The 21,825-nt window shown below is 62.0% G+C and carries 18 protein-coding genes; 10 read left to right on the forward strand and 8 right to left on the reverse strand.

What is annotated here, in order from left to right:
* Positions 1-191 precede the first annotated feature (191 nt).
* The 4 genes from B5D32_RS01235 to B5D32_RS01250 all read left to right on the forward strand — a co-directional run bounded on the left by B5D32_RS01235 (position 192) and on the right by B5D32_RS01250 (position 3,267).
* Complete coding sequence (locus tag B5D32_RS01235) at positions 192-545, forward strand: hypothetical protein (RefSeq protein WP_078783257.1); 354 nt, start codon at positions 192-194, stop codon at positions 543-545.
* 167 nt (positions 546-712) lie between these two features.
* The gene (locus B5D32_RS01240; RefSeq protein ID WP_420896753.1) at positions 713-1,033 is read left to right on the forward strand and encodes an ArsR/SmtB family transcription factor; all 321 of its coding nucleotides are present in this window, start codon (positions 713-715) and stop codon (positions 1,031-1,033) included.
* An 89-nt stretch (positions 1,034-1,122) separates the two neighbouring features.
* Positions 1,123-1,338 (forward strand): cation transporter, encoded by a 216-nt coding sequence (locus B5D32_RS01245; protein WP_078783259.1) that lies wholly within the window; start codon positions 1,123-1,125, stop codon positions 1,336-1,338.
* A 66-nt stretch (positions 1,339-1,404) separates the two neighbouring features.
* A complete protein-coding gene (locus B5D32_RS01250) occupies positions 1,405-3,267 on the forward strand; it encodes a heavy metal translocating P-type ATPase (protein ID WP_078783260.1) in 1,863 nt (620 codons plus the stop codon).
* A gap of 216 nt (positions 3,268-3,483) precedes the next feature.
* Here B5D32_RS01250 and B5D32_RS01255 read toward each other — a convergent pair whose 3' ends face one another.
* The gene (locus B5D32_RS01255) at positions 3,484-4,194 is read right to left on the reverse strand and encodes a M23 family metallopeptidase (protein WP_159446953.1); all 711 of its coding nucleotides are present in this window, start codon (positions 4,192-4,194) and stop codon (positions 3,484-3,486) included.
* Positions 4,195-4,609: 415 nt separating this feature from the next.
* On the opposite strand from B5D32_RS01255, the gene B5D32_RS01260 reads away from it, so the two are divergent.
* The 5 genes from B5D32_RS01260 (at position 4,610) to B5D32_RS01280 (ending at position 12,157) form a co-directional block, all read left to right on the forward strand.
* The gene (locus tag B5D32_RS01260) at positions 4,610-6,223 is read left to right on the forward strand and encodes a peptide chain release factor 3 (protein WP_078783262.1); all 1,614 of its coding nucleotides are present in this window, start codon (positions 4,610-4,612) and stop codon (positions 6,221-6,223) included.
* Positions 6,224-6,238: 15 nt separating this feature from the next.
* Complete coding sequence (locus B5D32_RS01265) at positions 6,239-7,123, forward strand: YitT family protein (RefSeq protein ID WP_078783263.1); 885 nt, start codon at positions 6,239-6,241, stop codon at positions 7,121-7,123.
* A 413-nt stretch (positions 7,124-7,536) separates the two neighbouring features.
* Positions 7,537-8,931, forward strand: a complete 1,395-nt coding sequence (locus tag B5D32_RS01270) for a radical SAM protein (RefSeq protein ID WP_078783264.1) — start codon at positions 7,537-7,539, stop codon at positions 8,929-8,931.
* Positions 8,931-10,106 (forward strand): hypothetical protein, encoded by a 1,176-nt coding sequence (locus B5D32_RS01275; RefSeq protein WP_078783265.1) that lies wholly within the window; start codon positions 8,931-8,933, stop codon positions 10,104-10,106. Before B5D32_RS01270 ends, B5D32_RS01275 begins: the two co-directional genes overlap by 1 nt.
* Entirely contained in the window at positions 10,103-12,157 is a 2,055-nt protein-coding gene (locus B5D32_RS01280; RefSeq protein ID WP_078783266.1) for an AAA family ATPase, read from the forward strand. Before B5D32_RS01275 ends, B5D32_RS01280 begins: the two co-directional genes overlap by 4 nt.
* Positions 12,158-12,402: 245 nt before the next feature.
* Here the strand turns inward: B5D32_RS01280 and ptsP are convergent, their stop codons facing one another.
* The 3 genes from ptsP to B5D32_RS01295 form a co-directional block, all read right to left on the reverse strand.
* Positions 12,403-14,082: a phosphoenolpyruvate--protein phosphotransferase gene (ptsP, locus tag B5D32_RS01285; protein ID WP_078783267.1), complete on the reverse strand. Its 1,680-nt coding sequence runs from the start codon at positions 14,080-14,082 to the stop codon at positions 12,403-12,405.
* Positions 14,083-14,156: 74 nt separating this feature from the next.
* Complete coding sequence (locus B5D32_RS01290; RefSeq protein WP_078783268.1) at positions 14,157-14,417, reverse strand: HPr family phosphocarrier protein; 261 nt, start codon at positions 14,415-14,417, stop codon at positions 14,157-14,159.
* 184 nt (positions 14,418-14,601) lie between these two features.
* Positions 14,602-15,375 carry an HAD family hydrolase gene (locus tag B5D32_RS01295; RefSeq protein ID WP_078783269.1) on the reverse strand — a complete coding sequence of 258 codons (774 nt, stop codon included), beginning with the start codon at positions 15,373-15,375 and terminating at the stop codon, positions 14,602-14,604.
* 205 nt (positions 15,376-15,580) lie between these two features.
* On the opposite strand from B5D32_RS01295, the gene B5D32_RS01300 reads away from it, so the two are divergent.
* A complete protein-coding gene (locus B5D32_RS01300; protein ID WP_078783270.1) occupies positions 15,581-16,093 on the forward strand; it encodes a gamma carbonic anhydrase family protein in 513 nt (170 codons plus the stop codon).
* Between the two features lie 339 nt (positions 16,094-16,432).
* On the opposite strand, the gene ilvD is transcribed toward B5D32_RS01300, so the two are convergent.
* The 4 genes from ilvD to ilvB all read right to left on the reverse strand — a co-directional run bounded on the left by ilvD (position 16,433) and on the right by ilvB (position 21,772).
* Entirely contained in the window at positions 16,433-18,091 is a 1,659-nt protein-coding gene (gene ilvD / locus B5D32_RS01305) for a dihydroxy-acid dehydratase (protein ID WP_078783271.1), read from the reverse strand.
* A gap of 203 nt (positions 18,092-18,294) precedes the next feature.
* A complete protein-coding gene (gene ilvC / locus B5D32_RS01310; RefSeq protein ID WP_078783272.1) occupies positions 18,295-19,314 on the reverse strand; it encodes a ketol-acid reductoisomerase in 1,020 nt (339 codons plus the stop codon).
* A 210-nt stretch (positions 19,315-19,524) separates the two neighbouring features.
* Positions 19,525-20,097: an acetolactate synthase small subunit gene (gene ilvN, locus B5D32_RS01315; protein ID WP_078783273.1), complete on the reverse strand. Its 573-nt coding sequence runs from the start codon at positions 20,095-20,097 to the stop codon at positions 19,525-19,527.
* A gap of 10 nt (positions 20,098-20,107) precedes the next feature.
* Complete coding sequence (gene ilvB, locus B5D32_RS01320) at positions 20,108-21,772, reverse strand: biosynthetic-type acetolactate synthase large subunit (protein WP_078783274.1); 1,665 nt, start codon at positions 21,770-21,772, stop codon at positions 20,108-20,110.
* Positions 21,773-21,825: the final 53 nt, after the last annotated feature.

The raw sequence follows: 21,825 nt of genomic DNA on the forward strand, positions 1-21,825 counted from the left end.
GCGAGGGGGCTCCCGCCGCAGCGGGTGGGGGAGAGAACCTTGCGGCAGTCCGAAATATTTCGGGCAATGGCGAAGCTCTCTTCCTCCGGCCCTGCGGGGCCACCGCTCCCCTTCTGGCGCAAGCGCCACCTCCCCCGTGTCGGGGGAGTCTGTCTCGCAGAGGGAGGCAAGGAAACGGAAAGGAATACCTTATGACTGCTGCTGACTTTTCCAACCTGCATCTTCAATACAAGGCCGAACAGGCCGAGGGCGAGGTCCCGGCGGTCATTGAGCATGATTTCCCCGGCGGACGAATGGTCGACCACTATTTTGTCACCCCCTCCCCTGCCTTCTGGGCGGACGAGGGCGTCCAAAGCCTGGACGGCGTGTCCGGCATCCTGTTTTTGCAGCAGCCGGACGGCGCACCGTGGAAGATCCTCGTCCATGAGCCGAGCATGATCAAAGAAGTCGTGTTCGACTTCCCGGAAGAAGAATTCCGCAAAATGCTGGCAGACAACGCCATGATTTTGCCCGGCGAGCCAGGCTTTACCCCCATTACCGACTAAGCACCCCCCCGGATGCGAGAATTTTCGCATCCGGGGGATTTTTTTTGCGTTTTTCGCTTGACAAAACCTATTTCAGGATGTATCATATGAACAAATAAACATATGAAAGGATGATGACATTGGCAGAGAGCGAAAAAACGCCCGAACGCTCCCCCGAGTCCGCCCAGCTGGACGAGGCCGCCATCCGCCGTTTGCAGGACGACCTGCCCGACGACGAGGTGCTTTATGATTTGGCCGAGCTGTTCCGCGTCTTTGGCGATTCCACCCGCATCAAAATTTTGTATGCGCTGTTTGAGAGCAAACTCTGCGTCAACGATATTGCCCAGGTCGTGGGCATCTCCCAGAGTGCCGTCAGCCACCAGCTGCGGCTGCTGAAAACCAGCAAGCTCGTCAAGTTCCGCCGCGAGGGCAAGGCCATGTACTACTCCCTCGACGATGACCACGTCCGCAGCATGATCGCCCTGGGCATGGAGCATACGGAGGAATAAAATTGTTGAAAGCTTCCCCCCCCGGGGAGAAGCCTTCAAACTACGTTACCCCATATTAAAAATTACTATATATAAAGGAGACTGCCACCATGCAGAAGAAATTCAAGATCGAAGTCGACTGCGCGAACTGCGCCGCCAAAATTGAGACCGCCATCAAGGCACTGCCCGGCGTCAAGAATGCCAGCGTCAGCTTCATGGCCCAGAAGCTGCTGCTGGAGGCCGACGACGACAAGTTCGACGCCGTGCTGAAGGATGCCGTCAAGACCGCCAAGAAGGTCGAGCCCGATTTCGAGATCGAGCTGTAAGTTCTGCCATAAAGCAGCCCATCCTGCCGATGGGCGCTTTTTATACCCCAAACGGAGGCTACCCTCATGACAAAGAAACAGAAAAAGACGCTGAAGCGCATTATCGCTGCGGCGGTACTCACGGTGCTGCTGGCACTGCTGTTCCATTTTGTGGAGCTGCCCTGGTTCGTTCAGCTTGTGCTGTGGCTTGTGCCCTATTTAGTCATTGGCCATGATGTCCTGCGCAAGGCGTTCATGGGCATCAAGAACGGCGAAGTTTTTGACGAAAACTTCCTGATGGCCGTCGCCACGGTCGGCGCCATCGGCTGCGGCGAGTATGCCGAGGGCGTGGCCGTTATGCTGTTCTACCAGATCGGCGAGTTGTTCCAGTCCTACGCCGTCGGCAAGAGCCGTTCGAGCATCACCGCGCTGATGGACATCCGTCCCGACAGCGCGAATTTGGAGGCCGGGGACGGCAGCGTCTCCGTCGTTGACCCCGATGATGTGCCCATTGGCGCGACCATCGTCGTCAAGCCCGGTGAGAAGATCCCGCTGGACGGCGTGGTCCTGACCGGTGAGTCCACCCTGAATACCGCAGCTCTGACCGGCGAGAGCCGCCCGCGCACCGTACGCCCCGGGGATGAGGTCATCAGCGGCTGTGTGAACGCCGACGGTGTGCTGCGCATCCGGACCACGAAGATTTATGGGGAGTCCACCGTTGCAAAAATCCTTGACCTGGTGGAAAATTCCAGCCTGAAGAAAGCGCCGGTTGAAAACTTCATCACGAAGTTCGCCCGCTGCTACACCCCCGCTGTCTGCATCGGCGCACTGGTGCTGGCGGTTGTGCCGCCGCTGTTGCTGGGCAACTGGCTTGACTGGCTCATGCGCGCACTGACCTTCCTGGTCATCAGCTGCCCCTGCGCACTGGTCATCTCGATCCCGCTGACCTTCTTCGGCGGTATCGGCGGCGCGTCCAAGTGCGGTATCCTCGTCAAGGGCGGCAACTATCTCGAGGCCCTGTCCAAGACCGGCGTGGCCGTGTTTGACAAGACCGGCACCCTGACGAAGGGAGTTTTCAAGGTCACGCACACCACCCCCGCCGACGGCGTGACCGAGGCCGACCTGCTCGAGAGTGCGGCGCTGGCCGAGAGCTTCTCGAACCATCCCATCAGCAAGAGCCTGCGCGAGGCCTGCCCGGGTCTGGACGCCAAGCGTGCGTCCGACGCGCAGGAGATCGCGGGTCACGGCGTGAAAACGCAGGTGGATGGCCGCACCGTGCTGGCCGGCAACGCCCGCCTGATGGAGAGCGAGCATATTGACTACACCGCCGCCGAGGGCGCAGGCACGATTGTCTACGTCGCCCGCGACGGGCAGTTCCTTGGCTCCATCCTGATTTCCGATGAGGAAAAGCCTACCGCCAGGACCGCCATGCAGGGCCTGCAGGCACAGGGCGTGCGCACCGTCATGCTGACCGGTGACGCCCCCGCTGTGGCTGAGCTGGTCGCAAAGGATCTGGGCATCGACGAGGTGCACGCGGGACTGCTGCCCGCCGACAAGGTCGCGTGGGTCGAAAAGCTGCTGGCCCAGAAGCCCGAGAAGAAGGAGCTTGCCTTTGTGGGCGACGGCATCAACGACGCGCCGGTCCTGATGCGTGCCGACATCGGTATTGCGATGGGCGCGCTTGGCAGTGACGCCGCAATCGAGGCCGCCGACATCGTGCTGATGGACGACGACCCGGCCAAGATCAGCCTGGCCATGCGCATCTCCCGCAAGTGCATGCGCATTGTCTACCAGAACATCGTCTTTGCGCTGGCGGTCAAGGCGCTCTGCCTGATCCTGACCGCGCTTGGCATCACCAACATGTGGTGGGGCGTCTTTGCGGACGTCGGCGTCATGGTGCTGGCCGTGCTGAACGCGACCCGGATGCTGAATGTGAAAGAGTATCAGTAAAATTGCAATAGAAAAGGCGTGTGCCCGTGGGTGGGTGCACGCCTTTTTAGGTTGCGGGCAGCGGAAAACGGGCAGGAACCCCTCAGGCCTCGCAAGCTCGGCCAGCTCCCCTGATGGGGCGCCTTTTAGCGTGGGCTTTGCCCGCGTGAAAGCCTCCCCATCAGGGGAGGTGGTCGAGCGCCAGCGAAGACCGGAAGGGTTCCTGCCCGTTTCCCATTACATCAGCCCCTCCGGGTCAAGATACGCGCCGTCCTTCACGCACTCCAAATGAATGTGCGCGTCACCGCTGGTCTCCGCGGGAATGCTGCCGGCGGTGCCCAGCGCGGCGGCGGCTGTCACGCTGTCCCCTGCCTTCACGGCGGGGGCAGCGACGCCGCAGTACCGCCACGTCACGCCGTTTGCGTCCTCGACCTCGACCACACCGCCCCACAGCGCGTCCTCACTCACCGAGACGACCTTGCCCGCCTTGGCGGCGGTCACACTCTCCCCTGCCGGGGCGGCGTAGTCTGCGCCGTTGTGGGTGCGCCAGTCGCCTAAGGTCGCACTGTAGACCAGTTCATTGCCGCTGAACGCCGCCAGCGGCTTCGCGTCCCAGAAACCGGGCTTGGTGACAGTCTGTGCGGGCGGCGCAGCAGTGGCCTTCGGGGCCTGCGCTGCAGCAGGCGCAGGGGTGGCCGAGGGCTTTTCCGTTGCGGCGGGTGTGGTCGTCGGCTTGGGCACGTCCTGCGCGGGCTTGTCGATGGCGGTGTCGGGCTGTGTCCAGGCGGAATCATTCTGCAGCGCTTCCTTGCGGGTGCGCGTCAGGTCGGCCACGTTGCTGACAACCGTGCGCAGCGCCAGAATGCCCGCCGCGGTGGCTGCAAACACCATGGCCAGACAGAACAGATACAGCCCTTTTTCCCTGAAAAACTGTTTGATGTGGTTCATCTTCCCCCGTCCTTTACTTGTGAAGGTGTTGTGTATGCCGTTAGTGTGGACGTCCCGCGCGGCTTTATACATGGCAAATACAATACGTTTTGTATAATGTGGTGGTATAATACAAAACGACGATGTCTCTCTGCAAAATTTCCGTTGCATTTCTGCGCAAAACCGTGTATTATATACTATTGGATTATTATAGAGGAGTGTGCCCCGATGTGACGACCTCATAACTGTATAACCCCAAACGGCCATGCGATTTTTGTAGGGGCGAGCATTGCTCGCCCGCTGGCCGCTTATCAGACCAGGGACTTTCCCGGAAAGGCGCTGTGTCCGTCAAGCTGGCGGGCGAGCAATGCTCGCCCCTACATTCTCTGCCTTTTGGCCAAGCTGATTTTTACCATTTAACACCAAGGGAGTAATCATGGCATCATTGCGCGAAGAAATCGAATCCCGGCGCACATTTGCGATCATCTCGCACCCCGACGCCGGTAAAACCACACTCACCGAAAAGCTCCTGCTCTACGGTGGGGCCATCCAGACCGCGGGTTCGGTCAAGGGCAAGCAGAGCGCCAAGCATGCGGTGTCCGACTGGATGGACATTGAAAAGCAGCGCGGTATTTCCGTTACCTCGTCTGTTCTGCAGTTCAACTATCAGGGCAAGTGCATCAACATTCTGGACACGCCCGGCCACCAGGACTTCAGTGAGGATACCTACCGCACCCTGATGGCGGCGGACTCCGCCGTCATGGTCATTGACGCCGCCAAGGGCGTTGAGGCCCAGACCATCAAGCTGTTCAAGGTCTGCACGCTGCGCCACATCCCGATTTTCACCTTCATCAACAAGATGGACCGCGAGGCCCGCGACCCGTTTGAGCTGATGGAGAACATTGAAGAAATCCTCGGCATCAAGACCTACCCGATGAACTGGCCCATCAGCTGCGGCAAGGACTTCAAGGGCGTCTATGACCGCAATGCTAAGCGCGTGCTGGCCTTTGAGAGCGATGGCCGCGCCAACGGCGTCAAGATGGTCGAGGAGGTCGAGGCCGAGCTGGGCGACGCCCGCCTGGACGACCTGATCGGCGCTGCCAACCATGAAAAGCTGGCCGAGGACATCGAGCTGCTGGACGGCGCTGCCGAGGAGTTTGACCTCGACGCCGTGCAGCACGGCGAGCTGTCCCCCGTGTTCTTCGGTTCCGCTTTGACGAACTTCGGCGTCGAGCCGTTCTTGAAGGAGTTCCTGCGTCTGACCCCCACCCCGCTGCCCCGCAAGGACGCGCAGAGCGGTGAGCTGGTCGAGCCGTGCAGCGAGCAGTTCAGCGGCTTTATCTTCAAGATCCAGGCCAACATGAACAAGAACCACCGTGACCGCATTGCGTTCCTGCGCATCTGCTCCGGCAAGTTTGAGCGCGGCATGGAGGCGTTCCACGTGCAGGAGGGCAAGAACATCAAGCTGGCCACCGGCACGAGCCTGATGGCCGATGACCGCGCCATCGTCAGCGAGGCCTACGCGGGCGATATTATCGGCCTGTTCGACCCGGGCATCTTCTCCATCGGCGACACACTCTGCACCGGCAAAAAGCATGTGCAGTTTGCGGGCATCCCGACGTTCGCCCCCGAGCACTTCGCCCGTGTGACCCAGGTCGATACGATGAAGCGCAAGCAGTTCGTCAAGGGCATGGAGCAGATCGCCCAGGAGGGCGCGATCCAGATCTTCCGCGACCTCGGCTCCGGCATGGAGGAGGTCATTGTCGGCGTCGTCGGCGTTTTGCAGCTGGAGGTTTTGGAGTACCGCCTGAAAAACGAGTACAATGTAGACATCCGTATGCAGACCCTGCCCTACGAGCATCTGCGCTGGGTGCTGAACGACCCGGAGGAGCTGGACATCAAGCATCTGGACGTGACCAGCGACACCCGCGCCATCGAGGATATGAAGGGCAACCCGCTGCTGCTCTTTGGCAGCCCGTGGAGCATCAACTGGGCCGAGCAGCACAATGAAGCGCTCAAGCTCTCCGAGTTCGGCAACCTGACATTTTAAGGGGAGGCGTTTCCAATGCTGGCGCAGCTGAAAAAGCACCTGACCCTGCACGAACTGTGGGAGGATGCGAAATTCTTCTTCCTGCTGAATCTGGGGCTGGTCGCCACGGCGGTGGGCATCGCCGTTTTCAAAACGCCCAATCACTTTGCGTTCGGCGGCACATCGGGTCTCTCCATTGTGCTGGCGACGCTGTTCCCGCGGTGGAATGTCGGCGCGTTCATGTGGTTCATCAACGCGGCGCTCGTCGTGCTGGGGTTCGTCTTTCTGGGCGTCAGGTCCATGGGGTGGACGATCTACTCGTCGTTCGCGCTGTCGTTCTACGTCAGCCTGTGTGAGCGGGTCTGCCCCCTTTCCGCGCCGCTGACGAGCGATGCGTTTCTGGAGCTCTGCTTCGCGGTAATCCTGTCCGCCGTCGGTGCGGCCATCGTGTTCAACATCGGCGCGTCCACGGGCGGAACAGATATTGTGGCGATGATCCTGAACAAGTACACAAGTATGCCCGTTGGCCGCGCGCTGATGGTCAGTGACCTTGGTATTGTGCTGGTGGGCGCGTATCTCTACGGGCCTGCCACAGGGCTGTACTGCATCCTGGGCATGATCTTGAAAAGTACCGTCGCGGACAGCGCGATTGAAAGTATCAATCTGCGCAAGGTCTGCACGGTGGTCACCTCCAACCCGCAGCCGGTGCGCGATTTTATCGTGAACGACCTGCACCGTTCCGCCACGATGGAACAGGCCGAGGGTGCCTACACCCACGATGAAAAATGGGTGCTGACCACAGTCCTGACCCGCGGCCAGGCCCAGAAGCTCCGCCTGCACGTCCGCGGTCTGGACGACCACGCCTTTATCACGATTGTGAACAGCAGCGAGATCGTGGGCAAGGGCTTCCGGGCAATTTGAAAAATCCTTGCCTCCCTCTGCGAGGGAGGTGGCCCCGCAGGGCCGGAGGGAGAGAACCTTACCATTACCCGAAATATTTCGGATTTCCGCGAGGCTCTCTCCCCCACCGCCTGCGGGCGGAGCCCCCTCGCAGAGGGGGCCAAGGCCCTCCGCGAGAAGGCCGCGGGCCGGGCATACCCGGCCCCTACGAAGCAGCAACCCCGCTATCGGGCAATTGCGGCAAACCCGGCCCTCATCAGTCCACTTTGCGGACAGCTTCCCCCTGCGCGGGGGAAGCCTTTGCATCGCACCCGTCCTCTTTTGGGCGGGTGCTTTTTCTGTGCATACAGTTGTAATCACTCCGTAAATATGGTATACTTTCTATAAGTATCACCATGCTGCTTACAAACAAAATTTACGAGGGGAACCTCTTTATGAGATATTCAAAACACCTTACCTACGCGGAACGTATGTTCCTGCGGGCGCGGCTGAACCGGGTGCGGCATATCACGCTCGACCCGGATGGGCCGGGCGTTGTGCGCATCCATCTTGTGCCCTGCCATAAGCCGGACCGCGAGACGCCGTTCACGGCCATTCTGAATGGGCAGGACATCCTGCCGCTCAACGTCAGCTGGGCCATTCTGCTGACCAACTTCATCGAGGCTTTAAAGCCCTACACCGGGAAGGAGATACGCCCGGAGGAGTGGAGCGCCATCAACGCGCAGGCCGTGGCTGCGACCCGCAAGATTTACCGCAAGACCGAGTACGCGCAGATCGAGAGCGACCTGAAAACGCTTGTGGACTGCCTGTGCACGATTGCCCGCGGCGGCGAGCCGCCGCTCTCGATTGAACCGGTCAGTCTGGCCGATTATGCACCGCGGATGGCCGCGCCCCACCGCATGGACCTGATGGTCAGCTCGATGGTCAAGGACGGCGCGTGGCACTGCAACCAGAAATGCCTGCACTGCTACGCCGCCAACCAGCCGCTTTCCGCCGTGCCGGAGTTGGACACCGACCAGTGGCTGGCCGTCATTGAAAAATGCCGCAACGCCGGCATTCCGCAGCTGACCTTTACGGGCGGCGAACCGACGCTGCGCCACGATCTGGTCAAGCTCGTGCAGGCGGCACAGTGGTTTGTCACCCGCCTGAACACCAATGGCCGGATGCTGACCAGCATGATGTGCAAGGACCTGCACGCCGCCAGCCTGGACGCGGTGCAGATCACGTTCTACTCCGCCGATGCCGACATCCACAACGCGTTGGTCGGCGTGGACGGCTACACCGACACGGTGAACGGCATCAAAAATGCGCTGGCTGCGGACCTGAACGTCAGCCTGAACACACCGCTTTGCAGCCTGAACAGGGACTACCTGTCGGTGGTCAGGTTCGCGCATGAGCTGGGCGTCCGCTACCTGACTTGCAGCGGGCTGATCCCTGCTGGCAATGCCGAAAGCGACGCCAGCCGCGCCGTGCGCCTGACTCCCGCCGAGCTGGAGGATGTACTGCGCCCCGCCATGGAGTACGCCGCCGCAAACGGCATGGAAATCAACTTTACAAGCCCCGGCTGGCTGCCCGAGGAGACGCTGCGCACGCTGGGCTTTACCCAGATCCCCAGCTGCGGCGCCTGTCTGTCCAACATGGCCGTGGCGCCGGACGGCACGGTGCTGCCCTGCCAGAGCTGGCTGACCGGCAAGGGACTGGGCAATATGCTGCGCACCCCTTGGCCGCGCATCTGGCACAGCGGTGCCTGCCGCGCCATCCGCGGCGAGAGCGCCAAAATGGAGCGCCGCTGCCAGCTGGGGGCCACCCCGATGCAGGAGGGCTGCTGATGAAGATGAACTTTCTGCGCCGGTTGGCGCTTTTGTGCGCGGTGCTGACCTGCGGTATGCTGCTGGCCCTGCCCGCCGCTGCCGCGGAGGCTGATGCCCCCTATGCCGAGGACGGCGACATGGACTACATCCGCAGCTATGTTGTGACCGTTGACCCGCGGGAGGACGGCTCCGTCGACATCACCTACGACATCGACTGGCAGGTCATCGACGGCGATAAGACCGATTATTTGAGCTGGGTCAAGATCGGCCTGGCCAATTCCAGCGTGGACGAGCTGACCCCGCTGACCGATACGATCTCTGATTTACAGTACACGAGCGACGGCGGCAGCTACGCCAAGGTCGTGTTCCGTCACCGTTACTACGCGCCCGATGTGGCCGCCGCCAACGGCGGGGAGAGCAGCGTACATTTTGCATTCAGCGTGCACCAGAGCCATTTGTTCACAAAAAACGATGACGGTACGGCAAACTTCGCGTTTACACCCGGCTGGTTCGACGACCTGAGCGTTGAAAATATGCAGGTGCGCTGGCACAATTACGACGGCTTTGTCGCCGATAACACCGGCGTGGACGGCGATTACCTGACCTGGGATTTCGGCGCGATGGGCCACGGCCAGCAGGCCATGGTGCATGTGACGGTGCCTGTCACGAACGCCGCGGCGTTTGACCCCGGCGCAGCCATGACCACCGACGACTATGACAGCGGCGAGGACCTGGACGAGATCATCGGGGTGCTGGCAACGGTGATCGTCATCCTGCTGGCAATTGCCATCATCATCATTGCGATAGCCTCCCAGTCCCCCGAGTGGGGCGGCGGCTTCGGCAGCGGGATCGACCCCGACGACTGGTTCTGGTACACGAACGGCGTTCACACGATCCGCTGCGCCCGCTCCGCACCCCCGCCCAGCGGCTACCACCGCACGGACCCGCCGCCGGAGTTCAGGGCGGGCGGCGGCAAGACCCGCGGCGGCGGTGTGAGCCGCCACCACAGCAACCATTCCGGCTGTGCCAGCAGCTGTGCCTGCGCGTGTGCGTCCAGCTGCGCGTGTGCCTGCGCCTGTGCAGGCGGCGGGCGCGCCGGGTGCAGCGTCAAGGATTTTTACACCGTGAAGCTCCCTAAAAAATCTGTAGGGGCCGATGCTTGCATCGGCCCGGAAACCGAGGATAAACGATGAGCCTGGAAGACCAATACGATGCCTGGGTCCGCGGCCTGATGGGCGGCGGCAGGTACGCCGCGACCCCGAAGCAGGCTGAGGACGCCAACGACGCCGTGCAGCAGATGCAGGCCCAGCTGGACGCCCTGACCGAGGCCCAGAAGCGCCAGACTGCCGCGGGCAGCGCACTGAACGCCGTGCAGAAGGCAGGGGCCGCCACGGCGGAGAGCGTGCGCAGGATGAGCAGCGAGCTGACGAAGTCGCTCAAGCAGGACGGTCTGCTGGGCGGCACCGTGGCCGCGCCCTCCCCTGCCCCGGCTGTGCCCGCCAAGGCGGATTTTGCCGGAGTGACCGAAAAGATCAAGGCCCAGGTGCTGGGGCAGGATGCCTTTGTCTCGGCGCTGGTCAAGGCGTTCCGCCGCCCGTTTGTGCTGGGCACGGCGGACGACACTGCTCACGCCCGCAGCGTGATGCTGCTCTGCGGCCCCAACGGCACGGGCCGCCACTATGCGCTGCAATGCGTGGTGGACGAGCTGGCCGCCCGCGGTGTGCTGCACAGCGCTGCCGTGGAGACGCTGGATCTGGCGCTCTACCCCGGCCCCGCGCAGGAGAAGCTGTTTTTGCAGGACCTTTACGCGGCGCTGCAGTCCGACGCCGAGGTGCTGACCTTTGAGCATTACGAGAGCTGTGCCGCCAACTACCTGAATATGCTGGCGACGCTGGCGATGGACGGTACGCTGGCATTGTCGAGCCGGTACGTTTTGCAGCGCGGCATCCTCGTGGATGTCGGCACGGCGCTGGCCCCCGGAGCCATCGGCGAGCTGCAGGCCGGCGGCAAGTATTTTGTGTTCTACTCCAACAAGGGCGAGACCGCGCTGGCCGATCACTTTGGGGCAAAGTTTGTGGACGCCGTTGCGGGCGACATCTGCCGCACCGAGGCGTTCACCCCCGAGGCGCTGGCCGCCGTGGCCGCGCGGGAGCTGAATTATCTGGCCCAGCGCACCCGCAGGCAGTGCGGACTGGCGCTGACCATGGGCGCAGATGTGCGCGACCTGCTGGCGTCGCAGTACGGCAAGACCAGCGGTATGCAGGCTATGCGCGACTACTGCGAGACAGTCTACCGCGCGATTGCCGAGTACGTGCTGGATGCCGACGAGACGCCCGCCGACGGCACGCCCGCCGCGCTGACGGCGGAGAACGGCAGGCTGTGCATGGCCGTGAACGGCGGCGACTCCTTTGACCTGCTGGCGCTGCTGCCCCAGCAGTACCGCGGCGATGTGGACGCGGTGGAGGCTGAGCTGGACGGCATCATCGGTCTGGATGAAATCAAGAGTTATGTGCGTGACATCGCTAAAAACGTGCAGGCCCAGCAGCGCCGCAAGGCCCAGGGCCTGAAGGTTGCCGAGGTCAACATGCACATGATCTTTACCGGAAACCCCGGCACCGGCAAGACGACGATTGCCCGCATACTGGCCAAGTACCTGAAGGCCATCGGTGCACTGCGCGGCGGCCAGCTCGTGGAGGTCACCCGCGCCGATCTGGTGGGCCGCTATGTCGGCCACACGGCCCCGCTGACGAACTCGGTCATCCAGAGCGCACTGGGCGGCGTGCTGTTCATTGACGAGGCCTACGCCCTCTACCGCGGCGGTGAGGACAGCTTCGGCCTTGAGGCGATTGACACGCTGGTCAAGGGGATCGAGGACCACCGCGACGACCTCGTCGTGATTCTGGCGGGCTACACGAAGGAGATGCAGCTGTTTTTGAGCGCGAACTCCGGCCTGGCCAGCCGTTTCCCGAATCAGATCGAGTTCCCGGACTACACGGGCGCGGAGCTGTATAAGATTCTGTGCTCGATTGCAAGATCCAAGGGCTACACGCTGGACGCTGCCTGTGAGCTGCCGCTGGTCACCTACTTTGACCGCAAGCAGGCCGAGGACGCCGCCACGAACGGCAACGGACGCATGGCCCGCAACACGCTGGAAAAGGCCATTCTGAACCAGTCCAAGCGGCTTGTTGCCGACCCGGACGCAAGCCTGGAACTGCTGGTAGTTGGGGATTTTGAGCTGGAGTAAGGTTGACCGATACTAAAGGCACACGGCCAGAGCCCCTCCGGTCATCGCTGGCGCTCGACCACCTCCCCACTGTGTGGGGCGGCTTTCTCGCGGGCAAGGCCCGCGCAAAAAGGCTCCCCGCTATGCGGGGAGCTGGCCGAGCCTGCGAGGCCTGAGGGGCTTTGCCCGTTTACCACAAGCATAACATAAAAACGCGGACACCCAATTTCCATCGGGTGTCCGCGCTATTTATAGCTTTTGTCGTTTTATCGTGCCGTATAATCCGAATCAAGGTCAGACAGAATCCGCTCGCTGCTCTCGCGGGTGTCCGTCATGCGGACGGCGTTGCGCAGGGGCAGAACGGAGCGCGGCGTGACGGAGAGCTCGTCCACGCCGAAGGCGAGGAAGGTCTCGGTCAGAGTCAGGTCTGCGCCCAGCTCACCGCAGATGCCGACCCAGATGCCGTTCTTGTGGGCGTTCTCGGTCACAAGGCGGATCAGGCGCAGCACCGCGGGGTGATGCGGGTCGTAGAAGCGGCCCAGGTCGTTGTTCTGACGGTCACAGGCCAGCGTGTACTGGGTCAGATCGTTCGTGCCGATGCTGAAGAAGTCGACCTCCTTTGCCAGACGGTCACTGTTGATGGCCGCGGCGGGCGTCTCGATCATAATGCCGATCTGCACATCCTCGCTGTAGGGGATGCCCTCGTTTTTCAGCTCGCGGCGGACCTCCTCGCACATGCGCTTGGCCTCACGGACCTCCCAGACGGAGGTGACCATCGGGAACATAATGCCCAGCTTGCCGAATGCGGACGCGCGGAACAGGGCGCGCAGCTGGGTCTTGAAGATCTCGGGCCGGGTCAGGCAGATGCGCAGCGCGCGCATACCCATGGCGGGGTTATCCTCCTTAGGCAGGTCAAAGTAGCCGATCTGCTTGTCCGCGCCGATGTCCAGCGTGCGGATGATGACCTCCTTGCCGTCCATGTCAGACAGCACCTGCTTGTAGGCTTCAAACTGCTGATCCTCGGTGGGATAGTCCGTCGTGTTCAGGTAGAGGAACTCGGAGCGGAACAGGCCGATGCCGCCGCCGTCGTTGACCTGCACGGCATGCACATCCTCGGGCGAGCCGATGTTGCAGTAGATGCGGATGGTCTTGCCGTCCTTCGTTACGTTGGCCTGGCCCTTGAGCGTTTCCAGCAGGCGCTGCAGGCGCAGCTGCTCGTCGCGCTTTTTCAGCAGGCGGTCACGGGTGTCGTCGTCGGGGTCGATGACCAGCGCACCGGTGCTGCCGTCCGCGATGGCGGCGCGGCCCTCCAGCTCGGGCTTGAGCGCGTCGCCCATGCCGACGATGGCGGGAATGCCCAGCGTGCGGGCCAGAATGGCCGTGTGGCTCGAACCGGAGCCGCCCGCCGTGATGAAGCCCAGGACCTTGGACTTGTCCAGCTGGATCGTCTCGGACGGGGCCAGGTCGTCAGCGCAGAGCAGCACCGGCACATCGGACGCAATGCCGCCCTGCACGATGCCGCACAGGATGCCCAGAATGCGCTGGCTGACATCCTTGACGTCGGCGGCGCGGGCCTGCATATAGGCGTCGTCCATCGAGGCAAACATCTCGGCAAACTGCTCTGACGTGTCGGAGACGGCGGCCTCGGCGTTCATTTTCTGGTTGACGATGCGATCCTCAATGGCCTCCTCGAAGTCGAGGTCCTCGGCCATCATCTGGTGGGTCTCAAACAGCATGGCGGCCTCGTCGCCGGCCTCCTTGCGGGCCTGCTCGGCCAGCACGCCCAGCTGCTCGATTGCGCCGGTCTGCGCACCCTTGAAGCGGTGCCACTCGGCGTCGGTATCCTCCACCGTGTAGCGCTTGATCTCCGCCGTGGCACGGCGGTAAAAGTAAAGCGGGCCAACGCCGACACCGGCGGAAACGCCCTTGCCTTGAATCGTGATCATTGGGGAGCCTCCTTCAAATCAAAACCGCGGCTGCCGTCTTGCTGCGGCGGCCGCGGCCGTACATGATGCCGGAATTACAGATGCTCGTTGAAGAACTTCTCCAGAGCGGGGGCGGCGGTGTCCTCGTCGGCACCCTCGATCTTGACGGTGACGGTGTCGCCGCACTTGATGCCCATGCCCATCAGAGCCATGAGACGGGTGGCGTCAACGGACTTGCCGTTCTTGTCAACAATGGTGACGGTGCTCTGGCAGGTCTTGGCCTCCTTGGCCAGCATGCCGGCGGGACGTGCGTGGATGCCAACGGGCTCTTTGATTGTATAGGTGAATTCTTTCATAGCTTTTTCCTCCCATAGATGCGGTGCGGTAGGGCGCAGCGCAAATAATTAAGCTGTTATTATAATAACATACTCTGCCGCCAACGTCAACGGAAAAAGCTCCAAAAACGAGCTGAATCTTTGGTTATTTCGAATAAAAAATTGTGTGGAATGTGTACGATTCGTCCATAAATGGGTTGAATCATCATTTCCGGAGAAATTCCCGCAGCACATCCTCCGGGCGGGGCGTGTGCAGCGGGTAGCGTGCGCGCAGCGGCGCGGCGGCACCGTCCATGATGTAAGGCGTGCCGACAAGGTCAAGCATCGCCACATCGTTGTAGTTGTCGCCGAAGGCCATGACCTCGTCATGGGCGAAGCCCAGCACGCGGCAGAGCGACTCGACGCCGACACCCTTGTTGGCGGTGGTCGTGTCGATCCAGTACGGGCCCGCCACGGCGCAGTTGGCCTGCTGCCAGCGCGGCACAAAGCGGTTCGTGTACTTTTCCACGCCCTCATGCAGGTAGACCGACACCTTGACGATCTCCTCGGGGATCTCGGACGGGTCGGAGATGACCTTGTAACGGTTGCCGATAAATTGGATGCGGTCCAGCATACCGAGGCCGCGCTCCATCAGATAGGCGCAGTTCTGGCCCGAGAGCATGACCTCGCCCTGGCCGTCGCTGCGGTCCCACAGGTCGTGGGCGATTTCCTCCGCCAGTGCGCGGGGCATTGGGTTCTCGGCAATGCAGTGCTCGTCCTTGAACAGCACGCCGCCGTTCTCGCACAGGAAAACACAGCAGTCGGCCACCGGCGCAAACAGCAGGCGCAGGCTGGTGTACTGCCGCCCGGATGCCGGGCAGAACAGGATGCCGCGGTCATGCAGGGCGCGAATCTGGTCGAAAATTTCGCCCTCCAGCTTTTTGCGGCCATATTGCAGCAGCGTACCGTCAATGTCGCTGCAGATCATTTTGATTGCCATAATACAACTCCTTTGTGGTTACGGGAATATTGTAGCACATTTGGCAGGGTGTTTGCAATTTTGTTTGGGTGCGTTATAATAAATTCGTAGGGGTGAGCAGTGCTCGCCCGCGAAACCTGACGGTGGCCGTGAACGGCCCGGGTCGTCGAGGACGCCGACCCCTACAACGTGCGGAAATGCGCGAAAAGAACGGAGATGCAATAGTATGGCTTTCATCACAATAAACCACCATGCCCCTGCCGACAACGGCGCGGCGTTTGTGGCCGAAAACGCCACACTGGCGGGCAGCGTGCGGCTTGAGAAAAACAGCAGCGTCTGGTACGGCGCGGTGCTGCGGGCGGACACCGGGCGCATTGCCATTGGGGAAAACTCCAACGTGCAGGACAACGCCGTGCTGCACACCGGCCCCGGGCTGGATGTGACGGTGGGGCGCGGAACGTCCGTCGGGCACGGGGCCGTTGTGCACGGCTGCACGGTGGGCGACGGCTGCCTGATTGGGATGCACGCGACGATTTTGAACGGCGCGGTCATCGGGGACGGCTGCCTGATCGCCGCGGGGGCGCTTGTGCCGGAGAACATGCAGGTGCCCGCGGGGAGCCTTGTCATCGGCATACCCGGCAAGGTCGTGCGGCCCGTCAGCGCGGCACAGGCTGCCGCCATCAAGGCCAACGAAGAAGAATATCTGGAATTGGCGAGGGCGCACGCAGAGGCAAAATAACCGCGGTATGCGCTTTTGCCGGAGACGTAGGGCGGCCAGCCCTCTGGCCGCCGCGGGGCCTTGCCGTCATTGCCTGTTCTCCGGATGGTTGTAGGGGGCGGCGTTCCCGACGCCCCGCAGGCGGCGCACGTGTCCCGGGAGAGATGAGCGAGTAAGGTGAACGGGAGAACTGTAGGGCGGGGTGCCCACACCCCTCCCTACAGTGTGAACCGTTAAAGGGGCGTGTAAGGCAAACGGGCGGTTAAGGCAAGGCCGCGGGCGGCATATATGCCGCCCCTACAGGGCAACAAAAAAGTGCTGCAATCCATTGCGGAAAGCAGCACTTTTTTATTTTGGAATTTACTTCAGCACCGCACCCAGATTGGCGCTGGTGACCAACCTTGCGTACCGTGCCAGCCAGCCGGTCTTGATGTTCGGCTCGGGCTGGACGTAGGCGGCCTTGCGGGCGGCAAGCTCGTCGTCGCTGACGGCCAGGTGGATGGACGCATTCGGAATGTCGATCTCGATGGTGTCCCCTTCCCTGACCAGACCGATGGGGCCGCCGGAGGCTGCCTCGGGGCTGACGTGGCCGATGGCCGCGCCGCGGGACGCACCGGAGAAGCGGCCATCCGTGATGAGTGCCACCGTGGTATCCAGCTTCATGCCCGCCAGTGCGCTGGTGGGGTTGAGCATCTCGCGCATACCGGGGCCGCCCTTGGGGCCCTCGTAGCGGATGACCACTACGTCGCCGGGGTGGATGTCACCTGCGTAGATAGCCGCAATCGCGGTGTCCTCGCTGTCAAAGACGCGCGCGGGGCCGCTGTGGACCTGCATTTCGGGCGCAACGGCGCTGCGCTTGACGACGCAGCCGTCCGGCGCAATGTTGCCCCACAGAATCTGCAGACCGCCGGTCTGACTGTACGGGTTGTCGATGGAGCGGATCGCCTTGTCGTTGAGAATTTTCGCACCGCGGATGTTCTCTCCCAGCGTTTTGCCGGTGACGGTGGGAACATCGAGGTCGAGCAGGTTCTTCTTCGCCAGTTCAGCCTGCACCGCCGGGATGCCGCCCGCCTCATACAGGTCGGGCATGTGGGTGGGGCCGGCGGGGGCCAGATGGCAGAGATTCGGCGTTCTGGCGGAAATCTCGTTAAAGAGCTTCAGGTCAATCGGGCAGCCTGCCTCCTGCGCAATCGCCAGCAGGTGCAGCACCGTGTTGGTGGAGCAGCCCAGCGCCATGTCGCAGGTCAGGGCGTTGCGGATGGAGCGCTCGTTGATGATCTGGCGCGCGGTCACGCCGCGGCTGACCAGGTCCATGATGGCCATACCGGCGTGCTTGGCCAGCTGCAGGCGCTTGGCGTAGACGGCGGGAATCGTGCCGTTGCCGGGCAGCGCGATGCCGATGGCCTCGCACAGGCAGTTCATGCTGTTGGCCGTGTACATGCCGGAGCAGGAGCCGCAGCCCGGGCAGCAGTTGCAGGTGCAGTCCTCAAGCTGAGCGTCGTCGATCATACCGGCCTTGTACGCGCCGACAGCCTCGAACATTTTAGAAAGGCTGACCTCCTCGCCGCCGTAGCGGCCTGCCAGCATCGGGCCGCCGGAGCAGACCACGGCGGGCACATCCATGCGGACGGCGGCCATGACCATGCCGGGCACGATCTTGTCGCAGTTGGGGACCAGCACCAGACCGTCCAGCTGGTGGGCCATGAACATCGTCTCAACGCTGTCGCAGATCAGTTCACGGCTGGCGAGGGAGTATTTCATGCCCACATGGCCCATAGCGATGCCGTCGCAGACACCGATGGCGGGGATGAGGATGGGGGTGCCGCCTGCCATGCGCACGCCAGCCTTGACGGCATCGGCGATCTTATCCAGATGGGCGTGGCCGGGGACGATCTCGCTGTAGGCGGAAACGACGCCGATCAGCGGACGGTCCAGCTCCTCCGGCGTGTAGCCCAGCGCATAAAACAGGCTGCGGTTTGGTGCCCGCTCCGGGCCTTTTTTGACGTTATCGCTGTTCATAGGTTTTCTCCGTTTTCAACTCATGGCACCAGTAGGGGCGAGGCATGCCTCGCCCTCAACCTTGCGGCAGAAATCCGGTGACGGGTGGCCGCCGTCAGGTTGAGGGCCGGGCATGCCCGGCCCCTACAGAGATGCCGGTAATGCGAATATTGTAGGTGTGGATGCTCGCATCGACCCCTACAGAGCTTGGGGCTATTTTACAATTACTTCTTCAGCCAGCTCATCATCTTGCGGAGCTCGGCGCCGACCTTCTCGATGGGATGGTTGGCGGCGATGCGGCGCTGTGCGAGGAAGTGGGTCTTGCGGCCACCCTTCGGGCTCATCTCGGTCAGGAACTCGGAGGCGAAGGTGCCGTCCTGGATCTCCTTCAGGACCTGCTTCATCTCCTTGCGGGTGTCCTCGGTGATGAGGCGCTTGCCGGTGCGGTAGTCGCCGTACTCGGCGGTGTTGGAGATGGAGTAACGCATCTTGGAGAAGCCGCCCTCGTTGATCAGGTCAACGATCAGCTTCATCTCGTGGCAGGTCTCAAAGTAGGCCATCTCGGGGGCGTAGCCGGCCTCGACCAGCGTGTCGAAGCCAGCCTGGATCAGCTCGCAGACGCCGCCGCAGAGCACTGCCTGCTCACCGAACAGGTCGGTCTCGGTCTCCTCCTTGAAGGTCGTCTCGAGGATGCCGGCGCGGCCGGCACCGATGCCGGAGGCGTAGGCCAGGGCAATCTCCTTGGCCTTGCCGGTGTAGTCCTGCTCCACGCAGATCAGGGACGGGCAGCCCTCGCCCTCGGTGTACAGGCGGCGGACGATGTGGCCGGGGCCCTTGGGAGCGATCATGATGACGTCAACGTTCTTCGGCGGGGTGATGGTCTTGAAGTGGATGTTGAAGCCGTGGGCAAAGGCCAGTGCCTTGCCCTCGGTCATGTAGGGGGCAACCTGCGCGTTGTAGATGTCGGCGCACAGCTCGTCGGGAACCAGCATCATGACAACGTCACCGGCCTTGGCAGCCTCCTCGACCTCCATGACCTTGAAGTTCTCATGGGTGGCAGCGAACTCGGAGGCCTTCTCCCAGTGGGCAGAGCCCTTGCGCAGACCGACAACGACATTGACGCCGCTCTCGGCCAGGTTCTCGGAATGAGCGTGGCCCTGGGAGCCGAAGCCGATAACGGCAACGGTCTTGCCGTCGAGCACGCCGAGGTTGCAGTCGGAATCATAGTACTTGTTGATAGCCATGGTGGTGTCTCCTTTTGACGTTTTAAGTTTATATTTAAATTTTTAATGGGAAACTGGGCAAATAATAAATAAAAAATAATAAATAATAAAGAATGTGGAGTTTTTGCCCCGCAGGGCAAAAACAATTTTTTTGAGCGGCGCGACAGTGGCGCGGTCCACCACATTTATTATTTCTTATTTATTATTTTTTATTTGAAAGGTCTCCGCCTTTCACTGTGGGCAATGCGTCCCCGGCAGGGGCAGCTGCGCCTCCCCGACCTCCTGCGCGAGCTTCTGCATGTGCTCGTGCTTGCCGCCGCGCTCCAGCGCGGTGACGCCGGTGCGGCAGAGCTCCAGAATGTTGTAGCCCTTGAACATGGTCAAAAAGGCGTCGATCTTATCCGGCTTGCCGGTCAGTTCAAAAATCATGCTGTCGGGCGACAGGTCGATGATCTTTGCCTTGTAAATGCTGGAAATTTCCCGCAGCTCGGCGCGGTTCTGGTTGTCGCACTCTACCTTTAAAAGCAGCAGTTCGCGCTGCAGGCTCTTGTCGGGGTCCAGCTCAAAGATCTGTCGGGTGACCTCAAGGCGCTCGGTCTGTAAAATCAGCTGGTTCAGCGCCTGTTCGGTGCCGCGCAGTGTGACCGTGATGCGGCTGACCGAGGGGTCATTCGTGGCGGATACCGTCAGGCTGTCGATGTTGAAGCCGCGGCGGCAGAACAGGCTGGAAATGCGCGCCAGAACGCCGTTGCTGTTGTCAACCAGCAGGCTGATGACCCGCCGGGTGTTGTTGTTCTGTTCCATGCGTGTCACCTCATTCCATGATGATGTCGTTGACGGTGCCGCCGCCGGGGATCATCGGCAGGACCTTTTCGTCCTTGCCGATGCGGCAGTCGATCCAACTCGGGCCCTTCTGCTTCATCGCGTCGGCGAACGCCGCCTTGAACTCGGCGGGCGTCGCAGCGCGGTAGCCTTTGGCCCCGAAGCCCTCGGCCAGCTTGACAAAGTCGGTCTTGCGGTGCGGGTCTGTGTCGGAGTAGCGCTTCTCGTAGAAGGTCGTCTGCCACTGGCGCACCATGCCGAGCACCTGATTGTTGAAAATTACCGTGATGATGGGCAGGTCGTAGCTGACGGCAGTGCAGACCTCGTTCAGGTTCATGTGGAACGAGCCGTCGCCCGTCAGCATGATGACGCGGGCGTCACGGCCCAGCGCCATCTGTGCGCCGATGGCCGCGCCGTAGCCGAAGCCCATTGTGCCCAGACCGCCGCTGGTCAGGAAGCCGCGGGATTTCGTGTGGTGCAGATACTGCGCTGCCCACATCTGGTGCTGGCCGACGTCGGTAACGTAAACGGCCTCGGGGCCTGCCTGATTGCAGATCTCATCAATGATCTGGTGCGGCTTCAGCTCGGTGTCGCTGTCCACAGGCTTGTAGTCGTCCTTCTGCCAGCCGCGGATCTGCTCCATCCAGAGCTTGTGCTCGGTCTTTTCGACGTAGGGCAGAATGGCCTGCAAAATGTAGCTGGCGTCGCCGGTCAGGCTTAAATCGACGTCCACATTCTTGCCCAGCTCGCTGGGGTCAATGTCGATCTGGATGATTTTCGCGCGCTTGGCAAAGCTGTCGGGGTTCAGCGCCACGCGGTCACTGAACCGTGTGCCCACGGCAATGACCAAATCGGCCTCGTCAATGGCTTTGTTGGCGGCGTAGCAGCCGTGCATACCCAGCAGCCCTAAGTTGTGCGGCTCACCGTAGCTGAGGACACCGGCGGCCATCAGGGTGTAGGTGGCGGGCATGCCGGTCTTTTCCAGCAAATCGCGCAGGGGCTGGCAGCCCGCCGCGCTGCGGACGCCGCCGCCGAAGTAGACGATCGGGCGCTCCGACTCGTTGATCATCTGAGCGGCCTTTTTGACGTCCTCCTCATTATACCGGGTCACGGTGCGGATGAGCTCGGGCGCCTTGGGGGTGAACTCACAGGAGGCAGCCGTGATGTCCTTTGGAATATCGACGAGGACGGGACCCTTGCGGCCCGACTGCGCAATGCGGAAGGCTGCGCGCATCGTGTCGGCCAGGTCCTCGACCCGGCGCACCGTGTAGTTGTGCTTCGTGATGGGCATCGTGATGCCCTCAATGTAGGCCTCCTGGAAGGAGTCCTTGCCCAGCAGCGTTGTGGCGACGTTGCCGGTGAAAGCGACCATCGGCACGCTGTCCATGTAGGCTGTGGCAATGCCGGTGACGAGGTTCGTGGCACCGGGGCCGCTGGTGGCCAGCACGACGCCGGTGCGGCCCGTGGCGCGGGCGTAGCCGTCTGCCGCGTGGGACGCGCCCTGCTCATGGGCGGTCAGCACATGGCGGATGCGGTCCGAGTTTTTATAAAGTTCATCGTACAGATTCAGCACTGCGCCGCCGGGATAGCCGAACAGGGTGTCAACGCCCTGCTCGACCAGCACTTCGACGAAGATCTGTGAACCGGTCAATTTCATGTTTCTGCTCCTTCCTGGTTTTAGCACGGCCTGCCGGGGGTCTGTAGGGCGGC

Source organism: Gemmiger formicilis, assembly GCF_900167555.1.
In the GTDB taxonomy this organism is placed as follows: Bacteria; Bacillota; Clostridia; order Oscillospirales; family Ruminococcaceae; genus Gemmiger; species Gemmiger formicilis.